16 protein-coding genes are annotated in these 16,204 nt (G+C 69.8%); 13 read left to right on the top strand and 3 right to left on the bottom strand.

Annotated elements, in window-relative coordinates; all coding sequences use genetic code 11:
* The first annotated feature begins 36 nt into the window (after positions 1-36).
* Entirely contained in the window at positions 37-1,974 is a 1,938-nt protein-coding gene (locus tag ACY34I_RS25310; RefSeq protein WP_462757548.1) for a CRTAC1 family protein, read from the top strand.
* On the top strand, positions 1,971-2,966 hold the full coding sequence (locus tag ACY34I_RS25305) for an enediyne biosynthesis protein (RefSeq protein WP_462757511.1): 996 nt from the start codon (positions 1,971-1,973) through the stop codon (positions 2,964-2,966). Before ACY34I_RS25310 ends, ACY34I_RS25305 begins: the two co-directional genes overlap by 4 nt.
* Before the next feature lie 65 nt (positions 2,967-3,031).
* Here ACY34I_RS25305 and ACY34I_RS25300 read toward each other — a convergent pair whose 3' ends face one another.
* Positions 3,032-3,454 carry an SgcJ/EcaC family oxidoreductase gene (locus ACY34I_RS25300; protein WP_462757510.1) on the bottom strand — a complete coding sequence of 141 codons (423 nt, stop codon included), beginning with the start codon at positions 3,452-3,454 and terminating at the stop codon, positions 3,032-3,034.
* A 216-nt stretch (positions 3,455-3,670) separates the two neighbouring features.
* Between ACY34I_RS25300 and ACY34I_RS25295 the strand changes: the two genes are divergently transcribed.
* Both ACY34I_RS25295 and ACY34I_RS25290 read left to right on the top strand, forming a co-directional pair.
* Positions 3,671-4,201: a DUF5987 family protein gene (locus ACY34I_RS25295; protein ID WP_462757547.1), complete on the top strand. Its 531-nt coding sequence runs from the start codon at positions 3,671-3,673 to the stop codon at positions 4,199-4,201.
* The gene (locus tag ACY34I_RS25290; RefSeq protein WP_462757509.1) at positions 4,198-5,832 is read left to right on the top strand and encodes an FAD-dependent oxidoreductase; all 1,635 of its coding nucleotides are present in this window, start codon (positions 4,198-4,200) and stop codon (positions 5,830-5,832) included. The genes ACY34I_RS25295 and ACY34I_RS25290 overlap by 4 nt, the downstream gene beginning before the upstream one ends.
* A 41-nt stretch (positions 5,833-5,873) precedes the next feature.
* On the opposite strand, the gene ACY34I_RS25285 is transcribed toward ACY34I_RS25290, so the two are convergent.
* Entirely contained in the window at positions 5,874-6,182 is a 309-nt protein-coding gene (locus tag ACY34I_RS25285) for an SCP2 sterol-binding domain-containing protein (protein WP_370518024.1), read from the bottom strand.
* 225 nt (positions 6,183-6,407) lie between these two features.
* Between ACY34I_RS25285 and ACY34I_RS25280 the strand changes: the two genes are divergently transcribed.
* From ACY34I_RS25280 to ACY34I_RS25245, 8 genes are all read left to right on the top strand, one after another.
* Entirely contained in the window at positions 6,408-7,418 is a 1,011-nt protein-coding gene (locus ACY34I_RS25280) for an NAD-dependent epimerase/dehydratase family protein (protein ID WP_462757508.1), read from the top strand.
* Between the two features lie 82 nt (positions 7,419-7,500).
* Positions 7,501-8,079, top strand: coding sequence for a hypothetical protein (locus ACY34I_RS25275; RefSeq protein WP_462757507.1), 579 nt, complete (start codon positions 7,501-7,503; stop codon positions 8,077-8,079).
* A gap of 1 nt (position 8,080) precedes the next feature.
* On the top strand, positions 8,081-8,641 hold the full coding sequence (locus tag ACY34I_RS25270; RefSeq protein ID WP_462757506.1) for a copper resistance protein CopC: 561 nt from the start codon (positions 8,081-8,083) through the stop codon (positions 8,639-8,641).
* Positions 8,625-9,419 carry a TIGR03084 family metal-binding protein gene (locus tag ACY34I_RS25265; RefSeq protein ID WP_462757505.1) on the top strand — a complete coding sequence of 265 codons (795 nt, stop codon included), beginning with the start codon at positions 8,625-8,627 and terminating at the stop codon, positions 9,417-9,419. The genes ACY34I_RS25270 and ACY34I_RS25265 overlap by 17 nt, the downstream gene beginning before the upstream one ends.
* A gap of 41 nt (positions 9,420-9,460) precedes the next feature.
* Positions 9,461-10,177 (top strand): MerR family transcriptional regulator, encoded by a 717-nt coding sequence (locus ACY34I_RS25260; RefSeq protein WP_462757504.1) that lies wholly within the window; start codon positions 9,461-9,463, stop codon positions 10,175-10,177.
* Positions 10,178-10,606: 429 nt separating this feature from the next.
* A complete protein-coding gene (locus ACY34I_RS25255) occupies positions 10,607-11,578 on the top strand; it encodes an ATP-binding cassette domain-containing protein (RefSeq protein WP_462757503.1) in 972 nt (323 codons plus the stop codon).
* Positions 11,575-12,426: an ABC transporter permease gene (locus ACY34I_RS25250; protein WP_148800899.1), complete on the top strand. Its 852-nt coding sequence runs from the start codon at positions 11,575-11,577 to the stop codon at positions 12,424-12,426. Before ACY34I_RS25255 ends, ACY34I_RS25250 begins: the two co-directional genes overlap by 4 nt.
* 508 nt (positions 12,427-12,934) lie before the next feature.
* On the top strand, positions 12,935-13,582 hold the full coding sequence (locus tag ACY34I_RS25245; RefSeq protein WP_462757502.1) for a MerR family transcriptional regulator: 648 nt from the start codon (positions 12,935-12,937) through the stop codon (positions 13,580-13,582).
* An 89-nt stretch (positions 13,583-13,671) separates the two neighbouring features.
* On the opposite strand, the gene ACY34I_RS25240 is transcribed toward ACY34I_RS25245, so the two are convergent.
* Positions 13,672-14,652, bottom strand: coding sequence for an alpha/beta fold hydrolase (locus ACY34I_RS25240; RefSeq protein WP_462757501.1), 981 nt, complete (start codon positions 14,650-14,652; stop codon positions 13,672-13,674).
* Between the two features lie 838 nt (positions 14,653-15,490).
* Between ACY34I_RS25240 and ACY34I_RS25235 the strand changes: the two genes are divergently transcribed.
* Positions 15,491-15,952: an enediyne antibiotic chromoprotein gene (locus ACY34I_RS25235; RefSeq protein ID WP_462757500.1), complete on the top strand. Its 462-nt coding sequence runs from the start codon at positions 15,491-15,493 to the stop codon at positions 15,950-15,952.
* The last annotated feature ends 252 nt before the right edge of the window (positions 15,953-16,204 follow it).

The raw sequence follows: 16,204 nt of genomic DNA, 5'->3' as shown, positions 1-16,204 counted from the left end.
CTTTTGTCTACCCCCAAGACCGGACGGGCACGGCGGATGTTGCCGGCCCTGTTCGCGATCCTGCTGGTCGGCGGCCTCTACGCCATCGCCCGCGCACCGTCCGCCTCGGCCTCGGAACGGGCCGCCGTCTCGTCCCGCTACCACTTCACCGAGCTCCCGATCGCCCTGCCACCCGGTCTGCCGAACAACACCGTCCGCCGAGTGAACGAGGATTACGAGCACATCCGCGCCTGGATCTCCTCGGTCGGCGCGGGCATCGCGATCAACGACCTCACCGGGGCCGGCGTCGCCCAGGACCTTTGCCTGGTGGACACCCGCAGCGACTCGGTCATAGTCACTCCCGTACCCGGAACCGGCGACCGCTATGCGCCCTTCGTGCTGGATCCTGCGCCGCTGCCGAGCGGCCCGGGGGTCGCTCCGATGGGCTGCACGCCCGGCGACTTCAACCAGGACGGCCGGATGGACCTGCTGGCCTACTACTGGGGCCGCACTCCGATCGTCTTCCTCAACAAGCAGAGCGGCACCTCGACGTCCCTCAGCAAAGCCACCTACCAGCCGACCGAGCTGGTGCCGCAGGCGCCCGCCGCGGACGGCAGCTACCACGGCCCGCTGTGGAACACCAACGCGGTGGCGGTCGCCGACTTCGACGGTGACTCGCACCCGGACATCGGAGTGTTCAACTACTTCCCGGACAGCGGCGTGCTCGACCCGGACTCGGCGCGCAACGTCGAGATGAACCACTCGATGTCGCGGGCGGCGAACGGCGGCGGCGCGCACGTGCTGCGCTGGACCGGCGCGACCGGCGGCGACAAGCCCTCGGTGAACTACCAGGAGCAGCCCGGCGCCGTGCCGCCGGAGCTGGCTTCCGGCTGGACCCTGGGAGCCGGCTCGGCCGACCTGGACGGCAACCTGCTGCCCGAGCTTTACCTGGCCAACGACTTCGGCCACGACCACCTCCTGCACAACGTGTCCACCCCAGGAAAGATCAAGTTCGCCGGTACGGAGGGACGCCGCGGCGCTACCACCCCGAAGTCGATGGTGCTGGGCCACGACTCGTTCAAGGGCATGTCGGTCGACTTCGGCGACCTGATGGGCACCGGCCGGTTCGACATCTTCGTCAGCAACATCACGTCCGAGTGGGGCATCGAGGAAAGCAACTTCGTCTGGCGCAACAACGCCGCCACCGAGGAGGAGGCAGGCAGGAAGCTTCGTCGCGGCACCGCGCCGTTCGACCAGAAGGCCGCCGAGCACGACATGGCCTTCACCGGTTGGGGCTGGGACGCCAAGATGGCCGACTTCGACAACAGCGGCCACCTGGCGGTGGTGCAGGCGGACGGCTTCGTCAAGGGCACCATCAACCGCTGGCCGTGGCTGCAGGAACTGGCCATGAGCAACGACATGATGCTGCAGAACCCGCAGATGTGGCCGAAGGCCGAGCCCGGTGACGACATCGCCGGGCACCAGAAGCTGGCGTTCTGGGCGCCGGGCAAGGACGGCAAGTTTCTGAACATCAGCGAAGACCTGGGCCTCGCCGTGCCGGTGCCGACCCGCGGGATCGCGGTCGGTGACGCCGACAACGACGGCCGCCAGGACTTCGCCGTGGCCCGCCAGTGGGACGCGCCCGCCTACTACCGCAACGACAAGGCCGGCAACGGGGACTTCCTCGGGCTGCGGCTCTTCCGTCCGGCGCTGGACGACGACCAGGCCCGCACACCCGCGTACGGCGCGCAGGTTCGCATCACCACGGCCGACGGCCGGACCCAGATCTCGCAGCTCGACGGCGGCAGCGGGCACAGCGGCCGGCGCAGCTTCGACGTCTTCTTCGGGCTCGGCGACGCCGACTCGCAGCCCGTCTCAGCCACCGTCAAGTGGCGTGACTCCGACGGGGTCGCCCGCAGCCAGACGCTCAACCTGACCCACGGCTGGCACGACGTACTGCTCACCGAGCAGGCAATGGAGGTAGCAGGACGATGACCGACACCGAGGTTCGGACCGCGATCAAGACCCGGCCGGCAGAGCCGTTGGTCTCACCCCCCGCAGCCGCCGGCGAGGCGGCGCGCAAGCCCGCCCGCGTCGACCGCAACGACCCCCGCTACAAGGCGCTGCGCAACTTCGCCATCTCGATGAGCATCTTCAACATCCTCGGCTACACCCTGCTCGGCTTCGAGCAGCCGTGGCTCTGGCCGCTGCTGGCCCTGGCCGTCGGCTACACCGCCGAGATCGCCATCGAGTCGGTGGCGGCGTGGGCGAACGGCCGCCGGCCGGAGTACGCCGGCAACGGCGCGTGGGGCCTCTACACCTTCCTGCTGCCCACCCATATCACCGCGCTGGCCTGCAACATGCTGCTCTACGCCAACGTGCACTTCTGGCCGATCGCGTTCGCCGTCGTGGTGGCGATCGGGCAGAAGTACGTCTTCCGCGCCCCGATCAAGGGCCGGATGCGCCACTTCCTGAACCCGTCGAACTTCGGCATCACGATCACCCTGCTCGCCTTCTCGTGGGTGAACATCGCGCCGCCGTACCACTTCACCGAGTCGGTGCCGGACGCCGTCTCGTTCTTTGTCCCGTTCGTCATCCTCACCGCAGGTACCGTGCTGAACGCCATGCTGACCAAGAAGGTCCTGCTGATCATGGGCTGGGTCGGCGGCTTCGTCATCCAGGCGCTGCTGCGGCACTGGATCTGGGACGTCTCGCTGTGGGGCGCGCTGGTGCCGATGACCGGCGTGGCCTTCGTCCTGTTCACCAACTACATGATCACCGATCCGGGCACCTCGCCCTCGACCGGCCGGTCGATGTTCATGTTCGGCGCCTCGGTGGCCGGCGTCTACGGCATCCTGATGGCCTTCAACGTGGTCTACACGCTGTTCTTCGCGGTCACCATCGTGTGCGTCATCCGCGGCGCGTACTGGTGGGTGCGTTCGTACCGGGAGAACCACCGGCAGCAGCCGGCGCCGGCCCTGGCCTAGCGCGCAGGCGAATACGCCGCCGGTGGAGGACCACCGGCGGCGTATTCGGTTTACCGACAGGGAAATCAGGAACGGTCGCGCGGGCAATTCTGGTAGACCGCGAGCACCCAGTTGTCGTTCTCCTTGACCAGGATCCACGACGCCCGGATCGCGTTCTCCGGCGCCAGCTCCTCGGCGCCGGCGTCGATCACCCCGCCCTCGGTCAGCAGCGCCACGGCGCCCGGGCCGAGCGGCCGGATCGCGATCGGCGTCCCGGTGACCGTCGTCCCGCGGTACGGGCCGGCGTACGCGTTCGCCATGAACTGCCTGATGGCGTCGCGTCCCTGAACGAAGACGCCGGGCAGGATCAGCGTCCCGTCCTCGGCGAACAGCCCGGCGAAGGCGTCGGCGTCGTGCTCGCGCCACGCGTTGACCATGCGCGCCGGAACCGCGGCGACGGCGGCCTGCTCGGAGCGATCCACGTCGGTGGAGGCGGTAGTCGAAGTCATCGGCTCTCTCTTTCTCGACGGTGACGTAAAACGGATGCCTTCATCGTGTCCAAATTCCTGCCTGCGCAGCGTCTCCAAGCGTGCGCAGCGTCGCGCCGCAAGCCCAGAGATGACCCCGAACGGCGGCGCGAATGACCATGGGAATTCGAATGGAAATGCGGAGAAAGGCGGTGCCGGATGCCATCGGAAGCCACGCGACTGACCGTTTCCGAGGTGATGACACTCGAGGCCTTCGCGGACACCATCATCCCGGGCGAGCGGCGGTACGCCACCGACCGTGCCGTCGCCGGTGCGGCCGACGGCGGGGGCGCGGTCGCGGCCGGCGCCGTCGATCTGATGGCGTCCGAAGAGGGCGGGCTCGGCGGGCTGCTGCCGACGCTCGTGATCGGGCTCAACGACCACGCGCGGGCGTACGCCGAGAAGCACGACCGGACGCTCGACGACAGCGTCCCCGCGTTCGTCGCCCTGGACTTCGACGACCGAACCGCGCTGGCCGCCGCGCTGATGGCGCCCGGCACCGACGAGCAGGACCTGTGGGTGCCGCTCGCCATGTTCAGCGTAATGGCCTGGGACACGGGCGCGTCGGTGCACACCACCGAGGCCCTGGCGGCCGGCCATCCGGGCCTGACCACGATGGGCTTCACCGAGCCCGACGCGGACGGCCTGTGGCGTTTCCCGGACTTCTCCTACCGCCGGGTGCTGGCCTCCCCGCACCCGCACACCACACCCTCGGGAGATCCCGCATGACAGCGATAGAGACCACCGACGTCGTGGTCATCGGCAGCGGCTTCGGCGGCGCGATCCCGGCCTACCGGCTCGCCGCGGGCGGCGCCCGCGTCGTCGTGCTCGAGCGCGGCCCATGGCTGACCGGCGAGGACTTCGAGCACGACTTCAAGTTCGGCAGCTCGAGCACCCGCGCCTTCGAGTTCACCATGGGCGACGGCATGAACATCCTGGGCGGCAACTGCGTCGGCGGGGGCAGCGTCGTCTACTTCGCGGCCATGCCACGGGCGCCCCGGTACGCCTTCGAGCGGCTCGGCGGCGCGGGACGGCGGATGTGGCCGGCGGCCATCGACCGTCCCGCCCTCGACCCCTGGTACGACAAGGTCGCCGAGTCGCTGCCGATCAGCCGGCAGGACTGGAACGACGTCACGTATTCGGGCGGCCTGTTCGGGGCGGCGTGCGCGCACGCGGGCCGCACGGCCAACCCGGTGCCGGCCGCCATCGACCGGACCAAGTGCACCAACTGCAACTGGATGATGTCCGGCTGCCGGTTCGACGCGAAGCGGTCGCTGCTGCTGAACTACCTGCCGGGCGCGCTGGCGCACGGTGCGCAGATCCGTGCCCTGCACGAGGTGCAGCGCCTCTCGCGCATCGACGGCGGCTACCGCGTGCACTTCAACACCGTGGACGACGTGGACTACCGCGAGGTCACCGGCAGCGGCGCGATCGACTGCAAGGTGGTGATCGTGGCGGCCGGCGCCGCCGCGACCCCGGCGATCCTGCAGCGCTCCGAGGAGGACCTCGGCACGATGCCGGCCGCGGTGGGCCGATACTTCTCCGGCAACGGCGAGCGGCTCAACACTGCGGTCGTCGACGAGAACCGAGTGCGCGAGGTGCTCGGCCTCTCCCGGCCCGATGGACGGGCCTACGAGGCCTACCAGATCGGCAAGGGCCCGGTGTGCGCCACCTGGGACTGGCTCGACGAGAGCCTGCCCGAGTTCCACCGCTACTCGCTGGAGCAGTTGTACTTCCCGCCCGGCTTCGGCACGATCCTGACCCAGGTGCGCGACGCGACCGGGCCCACCTGGTTCGGCACCGAGAAGAAGGAGATGCTGCGCCGCTGGCGGTCGTGGCTGACCGTCTTCATCATGTCCGAGGACGACAACGAGGGCGTCTTCGGCCCGCCGCCCGAGACCGGCAACGCCGACCGCATCTCGCAGCAGATGCTCAGCCGCGGCCCGCTGCGCTACGACCCGACCGCGAACACCCGGGCCGCGTGGGCGCGGGCCGACGCGGACGTGCGGGACATCCTGGAACGCGACGGCCTGGCCAAGGTGATGCCGTGGAGCGACGAGGTGATCGGCGCCTACACGGTGCATCCGCTCTCGTCCTGCCGGATCGGCGACGACCCGGAGACGTCCGCCCTGGACGACACGCACGAGCTGCGCGACCACCCCGGCATCTTCGTCACCGACGGGTCGTCGGTGCCCGGCGCGCTGACCGTCAACCCGGCCTTCACCATCGCGGCGCTGGCCGAGCGGGCAGTGCCCGGGATCGTCGAGGCGGTCGCGCGGCGCGGGGTGCCGGTGCGGTATGTGGCCGAGCCACCCGAGGCGGTCAGCAGCAGCCGCCGTCCCTTCCTCGCCCAGGCGTGAAACGGCCGGGTCCGCCACGGGCGGACCCGGCCTCCACCGGCTCAGGGCCTGGGCACGTCGAAGAGGGCGGGGAACTTGTTGACCAGTCCGAGGTCGCCGCGGGCCTTCAGCTTGCCGCGCAGGAAGAGCATCCGGGCGTTGGCGTTGCCGGTGGTCATCTTGACGAAGTTGACCGCGTCGAGGCGCAGCACCAGCCGCGGCGTGCGGTCCGGCCGCGGGGACACCGTGCACCGGCCACCGGCGATCTCCAGCTCGAAGACGTCGTCGTTGCCGTCCGCGCGGCCGGTGACGTGCCAGTGCACCACCGCCTCGAGCGAGCCGGCGCGGTCGGGCCGGAACACGTCCGGCATGCCGGCGACCAGGTCGCCGAGCACCGCCGTGCGCCGGTCCCCGGCGACCAGCTCGCGCAATTCGGCGTCCGAGGCCGTCTTGACCTGCCGCGCGAAAGCGGCCGGGCTTTCCGCGGGATTCAATGTGATGGTCATGCGTTACTCCGTTCCGGTGGAAAAAGAGATGTTTCACTTTTTCGGCGGCGCCGACCGCCGGCCAACTCCCAGAATGCGTGGAGGTGCGGCATGACATTTCTGATCACCGGCGGGTCCGGTTTTCTCGGTTCGCACATCGCGGCGGAACTGCTCCGCCGCGGAGCCCCGGTGCGGTTGCTCGTACGGGATCCGCGGCGGGCCCGGCGGGCGCTGGAGCCGCTCGCCGGCGGCGTCGAGGTACCGATGGCGCTCGGTGACGTCACCGACCCGGTGGCCGTGGCGGCGGCGGTGCGGGGCTGCACCGGGGTGCTGCACGCGGCGTCGGTCTACAGCTTCGACCCGCGCCGGCATGCCGAGATGCGCGCGGTCAACCGGCGTGGCACCGAGGTCGTGCTGGCCGCCGCCCGCGACGCCGGGGTGGACCGGGTCGTGCACGTCTCGACCTTCGGCGCGCTGCTGCCGGCGGCCGGGCCGATCACCTCGGACGCGCCGGTCGGCGCGCCGCGGGAGCCCTACCTGGCCAGCAAGGCGGCGGCCGAGACGGTGGCCCGGCAGCACCGGCGGGACGGGCTGCCGGTGGTCATCACGTACCCGCCGGCCCTGCTCGGGCCGCACGACCCGCGGCTGGGCGACCAGACCAGGCGCCTGCGCGACATGCTGCGCGGCCTCATGCCGATCTGGCCGGACGGCGGCTTCCCGATCGGCGACGTCCGCGACGTGGCCGTCCGGCACGCCGACGTGCTGACCCGGGGCGGGCCCGCCCGCATCGCCGCACCGGGCCGGTTCGTGGGGACCCGGGAGCTGCTGCGGGCGCTGCGCGAGGTCACCGGCCGCCGGCTGCCGGCCGTGCACCTGCCGGCGGCCGCGCTGCTGCCGGTGGGCTGGCTCGCCGGGCTGGCCCAGCGGGTGCTGCCCGTGCACGTCCCGGTCGAGTACGGCGCCATCTACGCCTGCAAGGTGGCCCGTCCGCTCGACGATGCCCCGGTCGCGCGACCGCTCGTCGACACCCTGGCCGACACCGTCCACTGGCTGCACGAGGCGGGTCACCTGAGCGCGGCCCAGGCCGGGCGGGCGGTGACCCGCAGACCGATCGGAGTCTGAATTCCGCACAACAGAAGAATGATGGTCTTCAGTGCGCCGATAGCGTGATTTCTCGACGCCGTCACACCGGAGGAGACAAATCATGCGACAGAATTCCGGAGTGCTCGCCCGCATCAATGGGCGCTATCACCGGGTCATGCTGCGACTCTTTCTCATCGTCGTCGTCGCGCATTGGGCCGAGCATCTCGTGCAGGCTTATCAGATCTGGGTGCTGAACAAACCGCGCCCCCAGGCCCGCGGTGTGCTGGGGCAGTTCTGGCCCTGGCTGGTCACCTCCGAGTGGCTGCACTACGGCTACGCCATCGTGATGCTGGTCTTCCTGTTCCTGCTGCTGCCCGGCTTCTCCGGGCGTTCCAAGGTGTGGTGGGGGATCGCGCTCGGCCTGCAGTTCTGGCACCACATCGAGCACCTGCTGCTGCTGATCCAGGCGCAGACCGGCACCTTCTTCTTCGGCGGCACGGTGCCCACCAGCGTCGCCCAGCTGGTGATGCCGCGGGTGGAGCTGCACCTGTTCTACAACTCCGTCGTCTTCATCCCGATGGTGATCGCGATGTACCTGCACCTGCGGCCGACCCCGGCCGAGCGGGCGAACGTCACCTGCACCTGCGCGGCTCCCCAGACGAGCTTCTCGCAGCCGGTTCCGCGTGCGACGACGGCCTGACATGTTGCGGCTGCTCCGGATCGTGCTACTGCCGCTCGTCGCGGGATCGGTGCTGCTGCTCGCGCCGGCTGCCGCGGCGGCGGCGACGGTCAGCAACCCGGCCGACGGCGCGGCCCTCGCCGCCGCGCCGCGGCAGGTCACGCTGACCTTCACCCGCGAGCCGGTCGCCGAGGCGTCGCAGGTGAGCGTGCTGTCCGCCGACGGCCGCCCGGTCGGCCAGTCCGCACGGCCGGTCCGCGCCGGGCTCAGCCTGACGCAGCCGGTCGGCATCGCGCGGGCCGGCGACTTCACCATCGTCTACGCCGTGAAGTTCGCCGATGGCGGGCACGAGCAGGGCACCCGCCGCTTCCGCGTGCTCACCGACCCGGCCCCCGGCGGCACTGACGTGCACGCCGGGCACACCGCGCACGGCGTCGACCCGGTCAGCGCCACCCTGCTGGTCGTCGACGGCCTGGTCGTCCTCGTCGTGGTGTTCCTCCTGATCCTCCGCCGGCCCGGCGCCGACCCCGTCGCCTGGCGTCTGCCCTCCGCCGAAAGGAAGTCCGATGACCGCACTGCCTGACGTCTACGTGCAGCTCACCGCCCAGGGCGAGGAGGTCGACCGGCTGGTGGCCGACCTCGACGCCGCGAGCTGGGACCGGCCCACGCCGGCCCCCGGCTGGACCGTCGCCCACCAGATCGCCCACCTGGCCGCCACGTTCCGGATGGCCGAGACCGCGGTCTCCGCGCCCGACGACTTCCGCGCGTTCATGGAGTCACTCGGCGGCGACTTCAACGCCAACGTGCAGCGCGCCCTCGGCGCCTACCTCACCGAACCGCGCGACGTGCTGCTCAAGAAGTGGCGGGCCGAGCGCGCGGCGGTCGACGCGGCGCTGGCCAAGACCCCGCCCATGCAGATCGTGCCGTGGCTGGTGCGCCCGCTGCCGGCCGCGGTGCTCGCGGCCGCGGGCACGATGGAGCTGTTCGCTCACGGCCAGGACGTCGCCGACGCGCTGGGCGTGCGCCGCACCCATGGCGACGGGATCCGGCACCTCGTCGAATTCGTGTCCCGCACATGGGATTTCGGATACCAGTCCCGCGGGCTGGCGACGCCTGACGTCCGGCTGCGGTTCGAGGTGACCGCGCCGTCCGGCGACGTCTGGACGTATGGCGCGGACGACGCGACCGACGTGATCAGTGGTCCCGCCGTGGACCTGTGCCTGCTCGCCACCCGGCGCCGGCACCGCGCTGACCTGGCCTTAACCGGAACCGGCGCGGAGGCGGACCGGTGGCTGGACATCGCCCAGGCGTACCGCGGGCCGGCCGGCGAGGGCCGCCGGCCGGGCCAGTTCGACCACTGAAACCGGCCCCGGCCACACCGGCCGACCATGCGAATACCACAGTGGACAATGCCATGGGTGCAAAGCGCACCCAGTGGCTTTGCCTGGGCGATCGTGGCAGACTCACGGAGAGGGATCACTCGGCGACGGGGGTGGGTTTGCGCATCTCGGAACTAGCCCGGCGGGCCGGCATGCCGATCCCCACGGTGAAGTTCTACCTCCGTGAAGGCCTGCTGCCACCGGGCACGCCCACCGCGCGCAACCAGGCGCGATACGAGGAGAGCCACCTCGAACGCCTGCGTCTGATCCGCGCACTCACCACGGTGGGCGGGCTCGAGATCGGAGCCGTACGCGGCCTGCTGGCCGTGCTCGAAGATCCCGGTGTCACACTCGCCGGGGTCTACGCCGGCCTCGAGAAGGTCGGGTTCACCGCGCTGCCCTACCCGGCCGACTTCGACGGCGTCGACGCCGCCCGGGCCAACATCGACGCCCTGGCCGACAAACTCGGCTGGGACGACGAAGCCACCCGCTCCGGGCGCGAGTCGCTCGTCCAGGTGCTCACCACGCTGCGGGTTCTCGGCTGCGACGCCGACGCCAGGTTCTTCCTGGCCTTCGCGCACGCGGCCGGCAGCGTGGTGGACGCCGAGATGAGCTTGATCAAGGAGACCGACGACGCCAAGGCCGAGGCCATGGTACGCAGCGTGTTGTTCGACGTACTGATGTCGGTCATGTTGCGAACAGTGCGCCAGCATCAGGTGGCCGCGCGATTCGGCGACTGACCGCCATGCTGCGGCGGCCCCTCCCGCTCGCCGGAGCCGGCGAGCGGGAGGGCATTGACCTGCCCCGAGCCCGGCGCGTCGACCTTCGTCGACTGCACCTCCCGTGCAACTCGCCGGCCGCTTGAAGTGCGGAATTACGGCTGGTGGGCTGCTGGCTCTGACCCGACTCATGAAACGCGCCCTAGCCGCCGTCGGCGACCATCCGTTCATCTAGGACGTCGCAGCGGCCGCGTCGCGTCCCCGAGCGCGCGCAGGGCGCGGACGCAATGCGGAAGATGCCTGCCCAGCAGCTCCAGCTAAACAATGGACTCTCGGCGTTCCAAGGACGGGAGGGGCCACGATGCTACCCGGCGCGACGGAACTGGACATGCTTGGGAGACCCGGAATGAGGCACGCAGATAGCACCGACGTCAGCCGAGGGTTCTCACGATGAGTGCGCCGGCGATCGAGACCTCGGGCCTGGTCAAGTCATTCGGTGCCAACCGCGCGGTCGACGGCGTCGACCTGACGGTGCCCGCCGGCACCGTCTACGGCCTGCTCGGCCCGAACGGGGCCGGCAAGACCACGGTGGTGCGCATGCTCGCCACGCTGCTGCGACCCGACGGCGGCAGCGCCCGCGTCTTCGGCAAGGACGTGGTCACCCAATCCGACGCGGTCCGCAGCCACGTCAGCCTCACCGGCCAGTACGCCTCCGTCGACGAGGACCTGACCGGCGCGGAGAATCTGACTCTGCTGGCTCGCCTACTCGGCCACTCCCGGGCTGGTGCCCGCACCCGGGCCCAGCGGCTGCTGGAGGCGTTCGGCCTGACCGACGCGGCCGACCGGCAGGTGAAGAAGTACTCCGGAGGCATGCGCCGCCGCCTGGACATCGCCGCGAGCATCCTGAGCACCCCCGATCTGTTGTTCTTGGACGAGCCGACGACCGGTCTCGACCCCCGCAGCCGCAACCAGGTCTGGGACATCATCCGACTGGTGGTCGCCAACGGCACCACGGTGTTGCTGACCACCCAGTATCTGGACGAGGCCGACCGGCTGGCAGGCCGGATCGCCGTAATCGACCACGGCCGGGTGATCGCCGAGGGCACGCCGGGGGAGCTGAAGTCGTCGGTGGGCGCGGGGACGATCCACGTCCGGATCCGCGACGCCGCGCAGCGACCGGCCGCCGAGCGCATCCTGGCCACCACGCTGGAGACATCAATCAATCTGGACGCCGACCCGGTGGCGCTGACCGCGCGCACCGCAGGCTCCGTACAGGGCGCCACCGAGCAGGCGTCCAGCGCCCTGGCGGCGCTGGCCAGCGCCGGGATCGTGGTCGACGACTTCGCCCTCGGCCAGCCCAGCCTGGACGAGGTGTTCCTGGCTCTCACCGACCGGCCGGCCCACGAGGAGGTCAGCGCATGAGCACCGCGACGAGCACACCCGAAGCGCCCACGGTCTACACCCCGTCGGCGGAGACCCTCACCGCGGTGCTGACCCGCGGTGAACGCCCGCCGCGCCCGAGCTCTCTGTCGGCCTCGCTGACCTTCGGCTGGCGGGCCATGCTGAAGATCAAACACGTCCCTGAGCAGCTCTTCGACGTGACGGCCTTCCCGATCATCATGACGCTGATGTTCACCTACCTGTTCGGCGGGGCGCTGGCCGGCTCCACGGGTGATTATCTGCAGTTCTTCCTGCCCGGCGTCATGGTCACCAGCGTCGTGATGATCACCATGTACACCGGCGTGGGCCTGAACATCGACATCGAGAAGGGCATCTTCGACCGATTCCGCACCCTGTCGGTCTGGCGCCCCGCGCCCCTGGTCGGCATGATCTTCGGCGATGTCGTGCGCTACATCCTGGCGGCCGTGGTCATCATGTGCGTCGGCCTGGTCCTCGGCTTCCGCCCCGAGGGCGGCCCGATGGGCGTGGCCGCGGCGATCGGCCTGCTCGTGGTCTTCTCCTTCGGCTTCTCCTGGGTGTGGACGATGGTCGGCCTGCTCCTGCGCTCGGACAAGTCGGTGATGGGCTTCAGCTTTCTGGTCCTGATGCCCCTGACCTTCCTGAGCAACGTCTACGTCGACCCCCGCACGATGCCGGGCTGGCTGCAGGCCTTCGTCGACCTGAACCCGATCAGCCACCTGGTAACCGGCGTCCGCTCCATGATGGCCGGCAACTGGAACATGGCCGAGATCACCTGGACGCTCATCGCGAGCGCGGCGCTCACGCTGATCTTCGGCGCCCTGACCATGCGCCTCTACAACCGCCGCTAACCCACCCCGACCCGGCCCCCAGACGGGGCAGGCCGCGGGGCACCGCCGCCAACAGCGTGCCCGGGCACGACGTGAGGAAAACCACGGATCGTGGGGTTCGTCCTGCATCGCCAGCCGAGCAGTTCCGCTTCCAAGTCACGGCACCGCCAGGCGCGGAGTGGACGCTCAGCCCGGCGGCCATGCGACCCAGTCGATCACCGGCTCTGCGGTCGACCCGTGCCGCTCACGACCCGACGCCGCCATCGCAGCGACCTCTGCCTCGTTGCCACCAGCGCCGATGCTCACACGCGGGATCAGGGTGGCGCAGGCCTATCGCGGCCCAGCCGGCAAGGGACGTACGCCCGGTCAATTCGCCAAGTCCAAGTTGCCCGCCTGACGGCGCGCAACACCCCCACCTGGCCGGTTTCCGGCGGGGACGCGCCGGCAGCAGGACAGCAGCAGCGGCGCTCCGCTGCCGCCCACAGTAAGGGCTCGCCGACTGGCCGCCGCGACGGATGAGGAAGCGCTCATGTCCAGTGCGATGCGCATGTCGGAACTCAGTGCTCGCAGCGGTGTCCCAATCCCTACGATCAAGTTCTACCTGCGCGAGCGGCTGCTGCCGCCGGGCGCGACCACGGCGCCCAACCAGGCGGCCTACAGTCACGAACATCTGCTCTGGCTCCGGCTGATCCGGGTCCTGACCGGAATGGGTCATCTCAGCATCGCCGCCGTGCGGGAGGTACTGCAGGCATTGAACGACCCCGCCGTGTCGACCTTGGAGCTCTACCGTGTCCTTGGCCGGGGCCGGGAGGGCAGACCGTCCACCACCGAGTCACCGGCCCCCAGCGCCGCGCACGCCCGCGTCGACGCACTACTGGAGCGCCGCGGCTGGCACATCGAGCCAGACAAACCTCAACGGGACCTCCTCGCTCATGCCGTCGCGCTGCTCGACGGCGCTGACCTCGACGCGCTTGCCGCCACGGCCGAGCAATCCGGTGCCCGGCTGATCGAACTCCTTCCCGCCTACACGGCACAGTTGTCCGCGCGGCCGTTCGACCGGGCAATGCTCGTCGCTCGTCTGGTGGCCCTCGACGCGGCGTTCGACGCCTTGCGGCGCCTCGCCGTAGAACACCACCTCACGATCCGCGCGCTGCAGACCACCTCCGCGACTCCGTAGCCTGGCACCGGCGGAGTGCGGGCAGGGTGGGCGACGGCTCGATCGGCCGTCGCCCACCGGCCCGTCCGGAGCCTCAGCTCGACCCGGCCTCAGCCGAAAAACGACCTCAGGTGCTGGATGAGCACCTGGGGCTGCTCCTCAACGAAGTAGTGCCCGGTGTTGGCGATCTGTACCAGCTGCACGTTGGTGGCCTGCTGGGTGAGCGTCGCAGCAAAGCCCGGGTAGAAGATGTCGTGGGCAATGCCCAGGACCGGGGCGGTCACCGGCGCGTATGTCTCGTTGTCGATGATGTCCTGGCCCAGCGCCTGGTACCAGCCGTTGCCGCCCCGGATGGCGTCCGGAGTCGAGTAGGCCTGGGCGTAGACGGCCCGGTCGAAGTCGTTGATGGCTTCCTTGTTGACCAGGAGGTTGTCGAACATCCAGTCGACGAGGTAGCGGGACCGGCCCGTGATGAGCTGCTCCGGCAGCTGTGCCACCTGGTTGAAGGCGAACCACCAGGGGTGGAACGGGGCACCCGGCGCCGGCAGCATCCGGAACTCGTAGTAGCTGCTGTTCGGGTGGGCCACGTCCAGCATCGCGATCTTGTTGACGACTGCGGGGTGGTTCGCCGCCATGCTGTAGGCGACCATCGCCCCCATGTCGTGACCCACGACGTTCACCTTGGTGTAGCCCAGCGCCCCGGCCAGCGCCGCGATGTCCGCCGCCATGGTCTTCTTGTCGTACCCGGACGCCGGCTTGCTGGAGCCGCCGGCACCGCGCAGGTCCACGGCGATCACACGGTACCGGGTGGCCAGCGCGGGCATCACCTTGTGGTACTCCCACCAGGTCTGCGGCCAGCCGTGCAGCAGGATCAGCGGCTCCCCGCGCCCACCGGCCACGTAGTGCAGCCGGACTCCGTTGACCTCCGCGTACCTGCTGGTGAAACCCCCCGGAAGGCTGGCTGCGAGGTCGGCGGCGGACGGGGCGGTGGCCAGCGCGCCGCCGGTGGACGGTGCGGCCTGTGCCCCGGTGCCGGTTGCCGCGGCGGCGACCGCGCCAGCGCCGAGCGCGATCAGCTTCCTTCTGTTCATCGAAGACACGCATGCTCCAGTTCTCTAGACGGTGGCATGGATCTTTACCGATTTTCGGTTAGCGCAGGGTTGTGCCAAGGTCACGGATGCCCGATGGTTTATCGGGATTGACCGATGGGATGTAATTTCCTGTGCTCGCGTCCGATGGCCGGGACTGCCGTCAACGGGATAGCCGACAGTCCTAAGAACTCCCAACTTTTGAGGATCGGAGCCGTCGCCGGCAGATGAGGGCGCAGGCGAGGGTGAGGACGACTTCGTGGATGTCGCGGATCCCCCAGCGGATGGGTCGGCGACGGAACCAGGCCCCTGTCGCGGAGTTGGCGACGGTAGATGTCGTGGTCGTAGCCGCGGTCGACGTAGATCCGTCCAGGTCGCTGCCGAGTCGACCGTGGCTGCCCGTGATCCTGGTGGTTGAACGTGGTGCGCAGACCGCATCCGGCTGACCACACCCACCAGCAGAACCCGGTGCCTCGACCACTGGCCACAAACCCCGTCCACCGCACAAACACGACTGGAGCAAGCCGACCAACGATCGGCGGCTCCCACACACCGGTGCCTGCTCGGCGAGCGGTTGGGGTAGTGGCCGCCGCCCGCCACGGCGCGCCCGGGCGGTCCGACAAACGCACGTCAGAAGAAGACATCAGGCGAAACAGCGATGCATAGTGAATTAGCCGGCTAAAGGTGGTTTCTTCCGCGAACTGCCGTCGTAATCCGGAAACGGTGGCGTTCGGTCGAAATGCAGCGGGGGTGGTCGTCGGACAGGTCCTGATGCGGCGGTACTCGAGGGCGTACCGCGTCTTCCTTGATCCATTCGTCGACGAGCGAAGGGTTTTTGTAGATGAGTTCAGGCGCAATGATTCGACTTGCAAGGGCGGGCCTCACCGTGGCGGGCGTCGCGGCGCTGTCGTTCTTCGCGGCTGCACCGGCGCTGGCCGATCCCGCCGCCGAACCGTCGGTCTCCGTCAACCCGTCCACCGATCTGAAGGACGGCCAGAGCGTCACCGTCAGCGGCGCCGGCTACACCGCCGGGCAGGACTTCTATGTCGTGCAATGCGGGGAGCTGCAGGGCACCGAGGTCTGCGATTGGGTCTATGGACCGGCTGGCGTCGTGGACGCCGACGGCAAGGTCGCCGCCCTGCTCAACGTAAAGGCCACCTTCATCGGATACGACGAGAACGGTGACGAGGTCGGCCCCGTCGACTGCACCGCCGCAGGCAGCGCTTGCACCGTGGGGGTCTTTGAACTGCAACCCGCCGTCCGCTACGGCGCGACATCCATCTCGTTCGCGGCACCGGCCTGATCCTCGGGCCGTTCGGCACCCGCGCCACGTCGGGCGGATGCCGATCCGCGCGGTGGAATGCCGTCACGACGAAGCGTCGGGTGAGCAGCACGAAGCGGCATAGACGCGCAGACTGACGCGCAGAGGCCCCGTCAAGATCCTTGACGGGGCCTCTGATCCGGTGGGGTGGCCGGATTTGAACCGATAACCTCTTCGGCGGGTTGCCGCCCAGGCCCGATCCGGTCCGGCGAGGGCGCAGCGTCCCTGATCAGC

The sequence above is a fragment of the Micromonospora sp. RTBAU3-60 genome (assembly GCF_054963695.1).
The sequence above is the reverse complement of the archived record's forward strand: the minus strand, read 5'-3'. Positions and strand labels throughout refer to the sequence as shown.

What these genes read in the sequence shown, in the direction of transcription:
- ACY34I_RS25285 (WP_370518024.1), bottom strand. Translation starts at nt 6,182, where the DNA reads ATGCCGGACGTGTTCCGGCCCGACCGCGCCGGCTCGCTCGAGGCGGTG.
- ACY34I_RS25300 (WP_462757510.1), bottom strand. Translation starts at nt 3,454, where the DNA reads ATGACTTCGACTACCGCCTCCACCGACGTGGATCGCTCCGAGCAGGCC.
- ACY34I_RS25280 (WP_462757508.1), top strand. Translation starts at nt 6,408, where the DNA reads ATGACATTTCTGATCACCGGCGGGTCCGGTTTTCTCGGTTCGCACATC.
- ACY34I_RS25310 (WP_462757548.1), top strand. Translation starts at nt 37, where the DNA reads ATGTTGCCGGCCCTGTTCGCGATCCTGCTGGTCGGCGGCCTCTACGCC.
- ACY34I_RS25275 (WP_462757507.1), top strand. Translation starts at nt 7,501, where the DNA reads ATGCGACAGAATTCCGGAGTGCTCGCCCGCATCAATGGGCGCTATCAC.
- ACY34I_RS25290 (WP_462757509.1), top strand. Translation starts at nt 4,198, where the DNA reads ATGACAGCGATAGAGACCACCGACGTCGTGGTCATCGGCAGCGGCTTC.
- ACY34I_RS25305 (WP_462757511.1), top strand. Translation starts at nt 1,971, where the DNA reads ATGACCGACACCGAGGTTCGGACCGCGATCAAGACCCGGCCGGCAGAG.
- ACY34I_RS25245 (WP_462757502.1), top strand. Translation starts at nt 12,935, where the DNA reads ATGTCCAGTGCGATGCGCATGTCGGAACTCAGTGCTCGCAGCGGTGTC.
- ACY34I_RS25250 (WP_148800899.1), top strand. Translation starts at nt 11,575, where the DNA reads ATGAGCACCGCGACGAGCACACCCGAAGCGCCCACGGTCTACACCCCG.
- ACY34I_RS25240 (WP_462757501.1), bottom strand. Translation starts at nt 14,652, where the DNA reads ATGAACAGAAGGAAGCTGATCGCGCTCGGCGCTGGCGCGGTCGCCGCC.
- ACY34I_RS25255 (WP_462757503.1), top strand. Translation starts at nt 10,607, where the DNA reads ATGAGTGCGCCGGCGATCGAGACCTCGGGCCTGGTCAAGTCATTCGGT.
- ACY34I_RS25265 (WP_462757505.1), top strand. Translation starts at nt 8,625, where the DNA reads ATGACCGCACTGCCTGACGTCTACGTGCAGCTCACCGCCCAGGGCGAG.
- ACY34I_RS25295 (WP_462757547.1), top strand. Translation starts at nt 3,671, where the DNA reads ATGACACTCGAGGCCTTCGCGGACACCATCATCCCGGGCGAGCGGCGG.
- ACY34I_RS25235 (WP_462757500.1), top strand. Translation starts at nt 15,491, where the DNA reads ATGAGTTCAGGCGCAATGATTCGACTTGCAAGGGCGGGCCTCACCGTG.
- ACY34I_RS25270 (WP_462757506.1), top strand. Translation starts at nt 8,081, where the DNA reads ATGTTGCGGCTGCTCCGGATCGTGCTACTGCCGCTCGTCGCGGGATCG.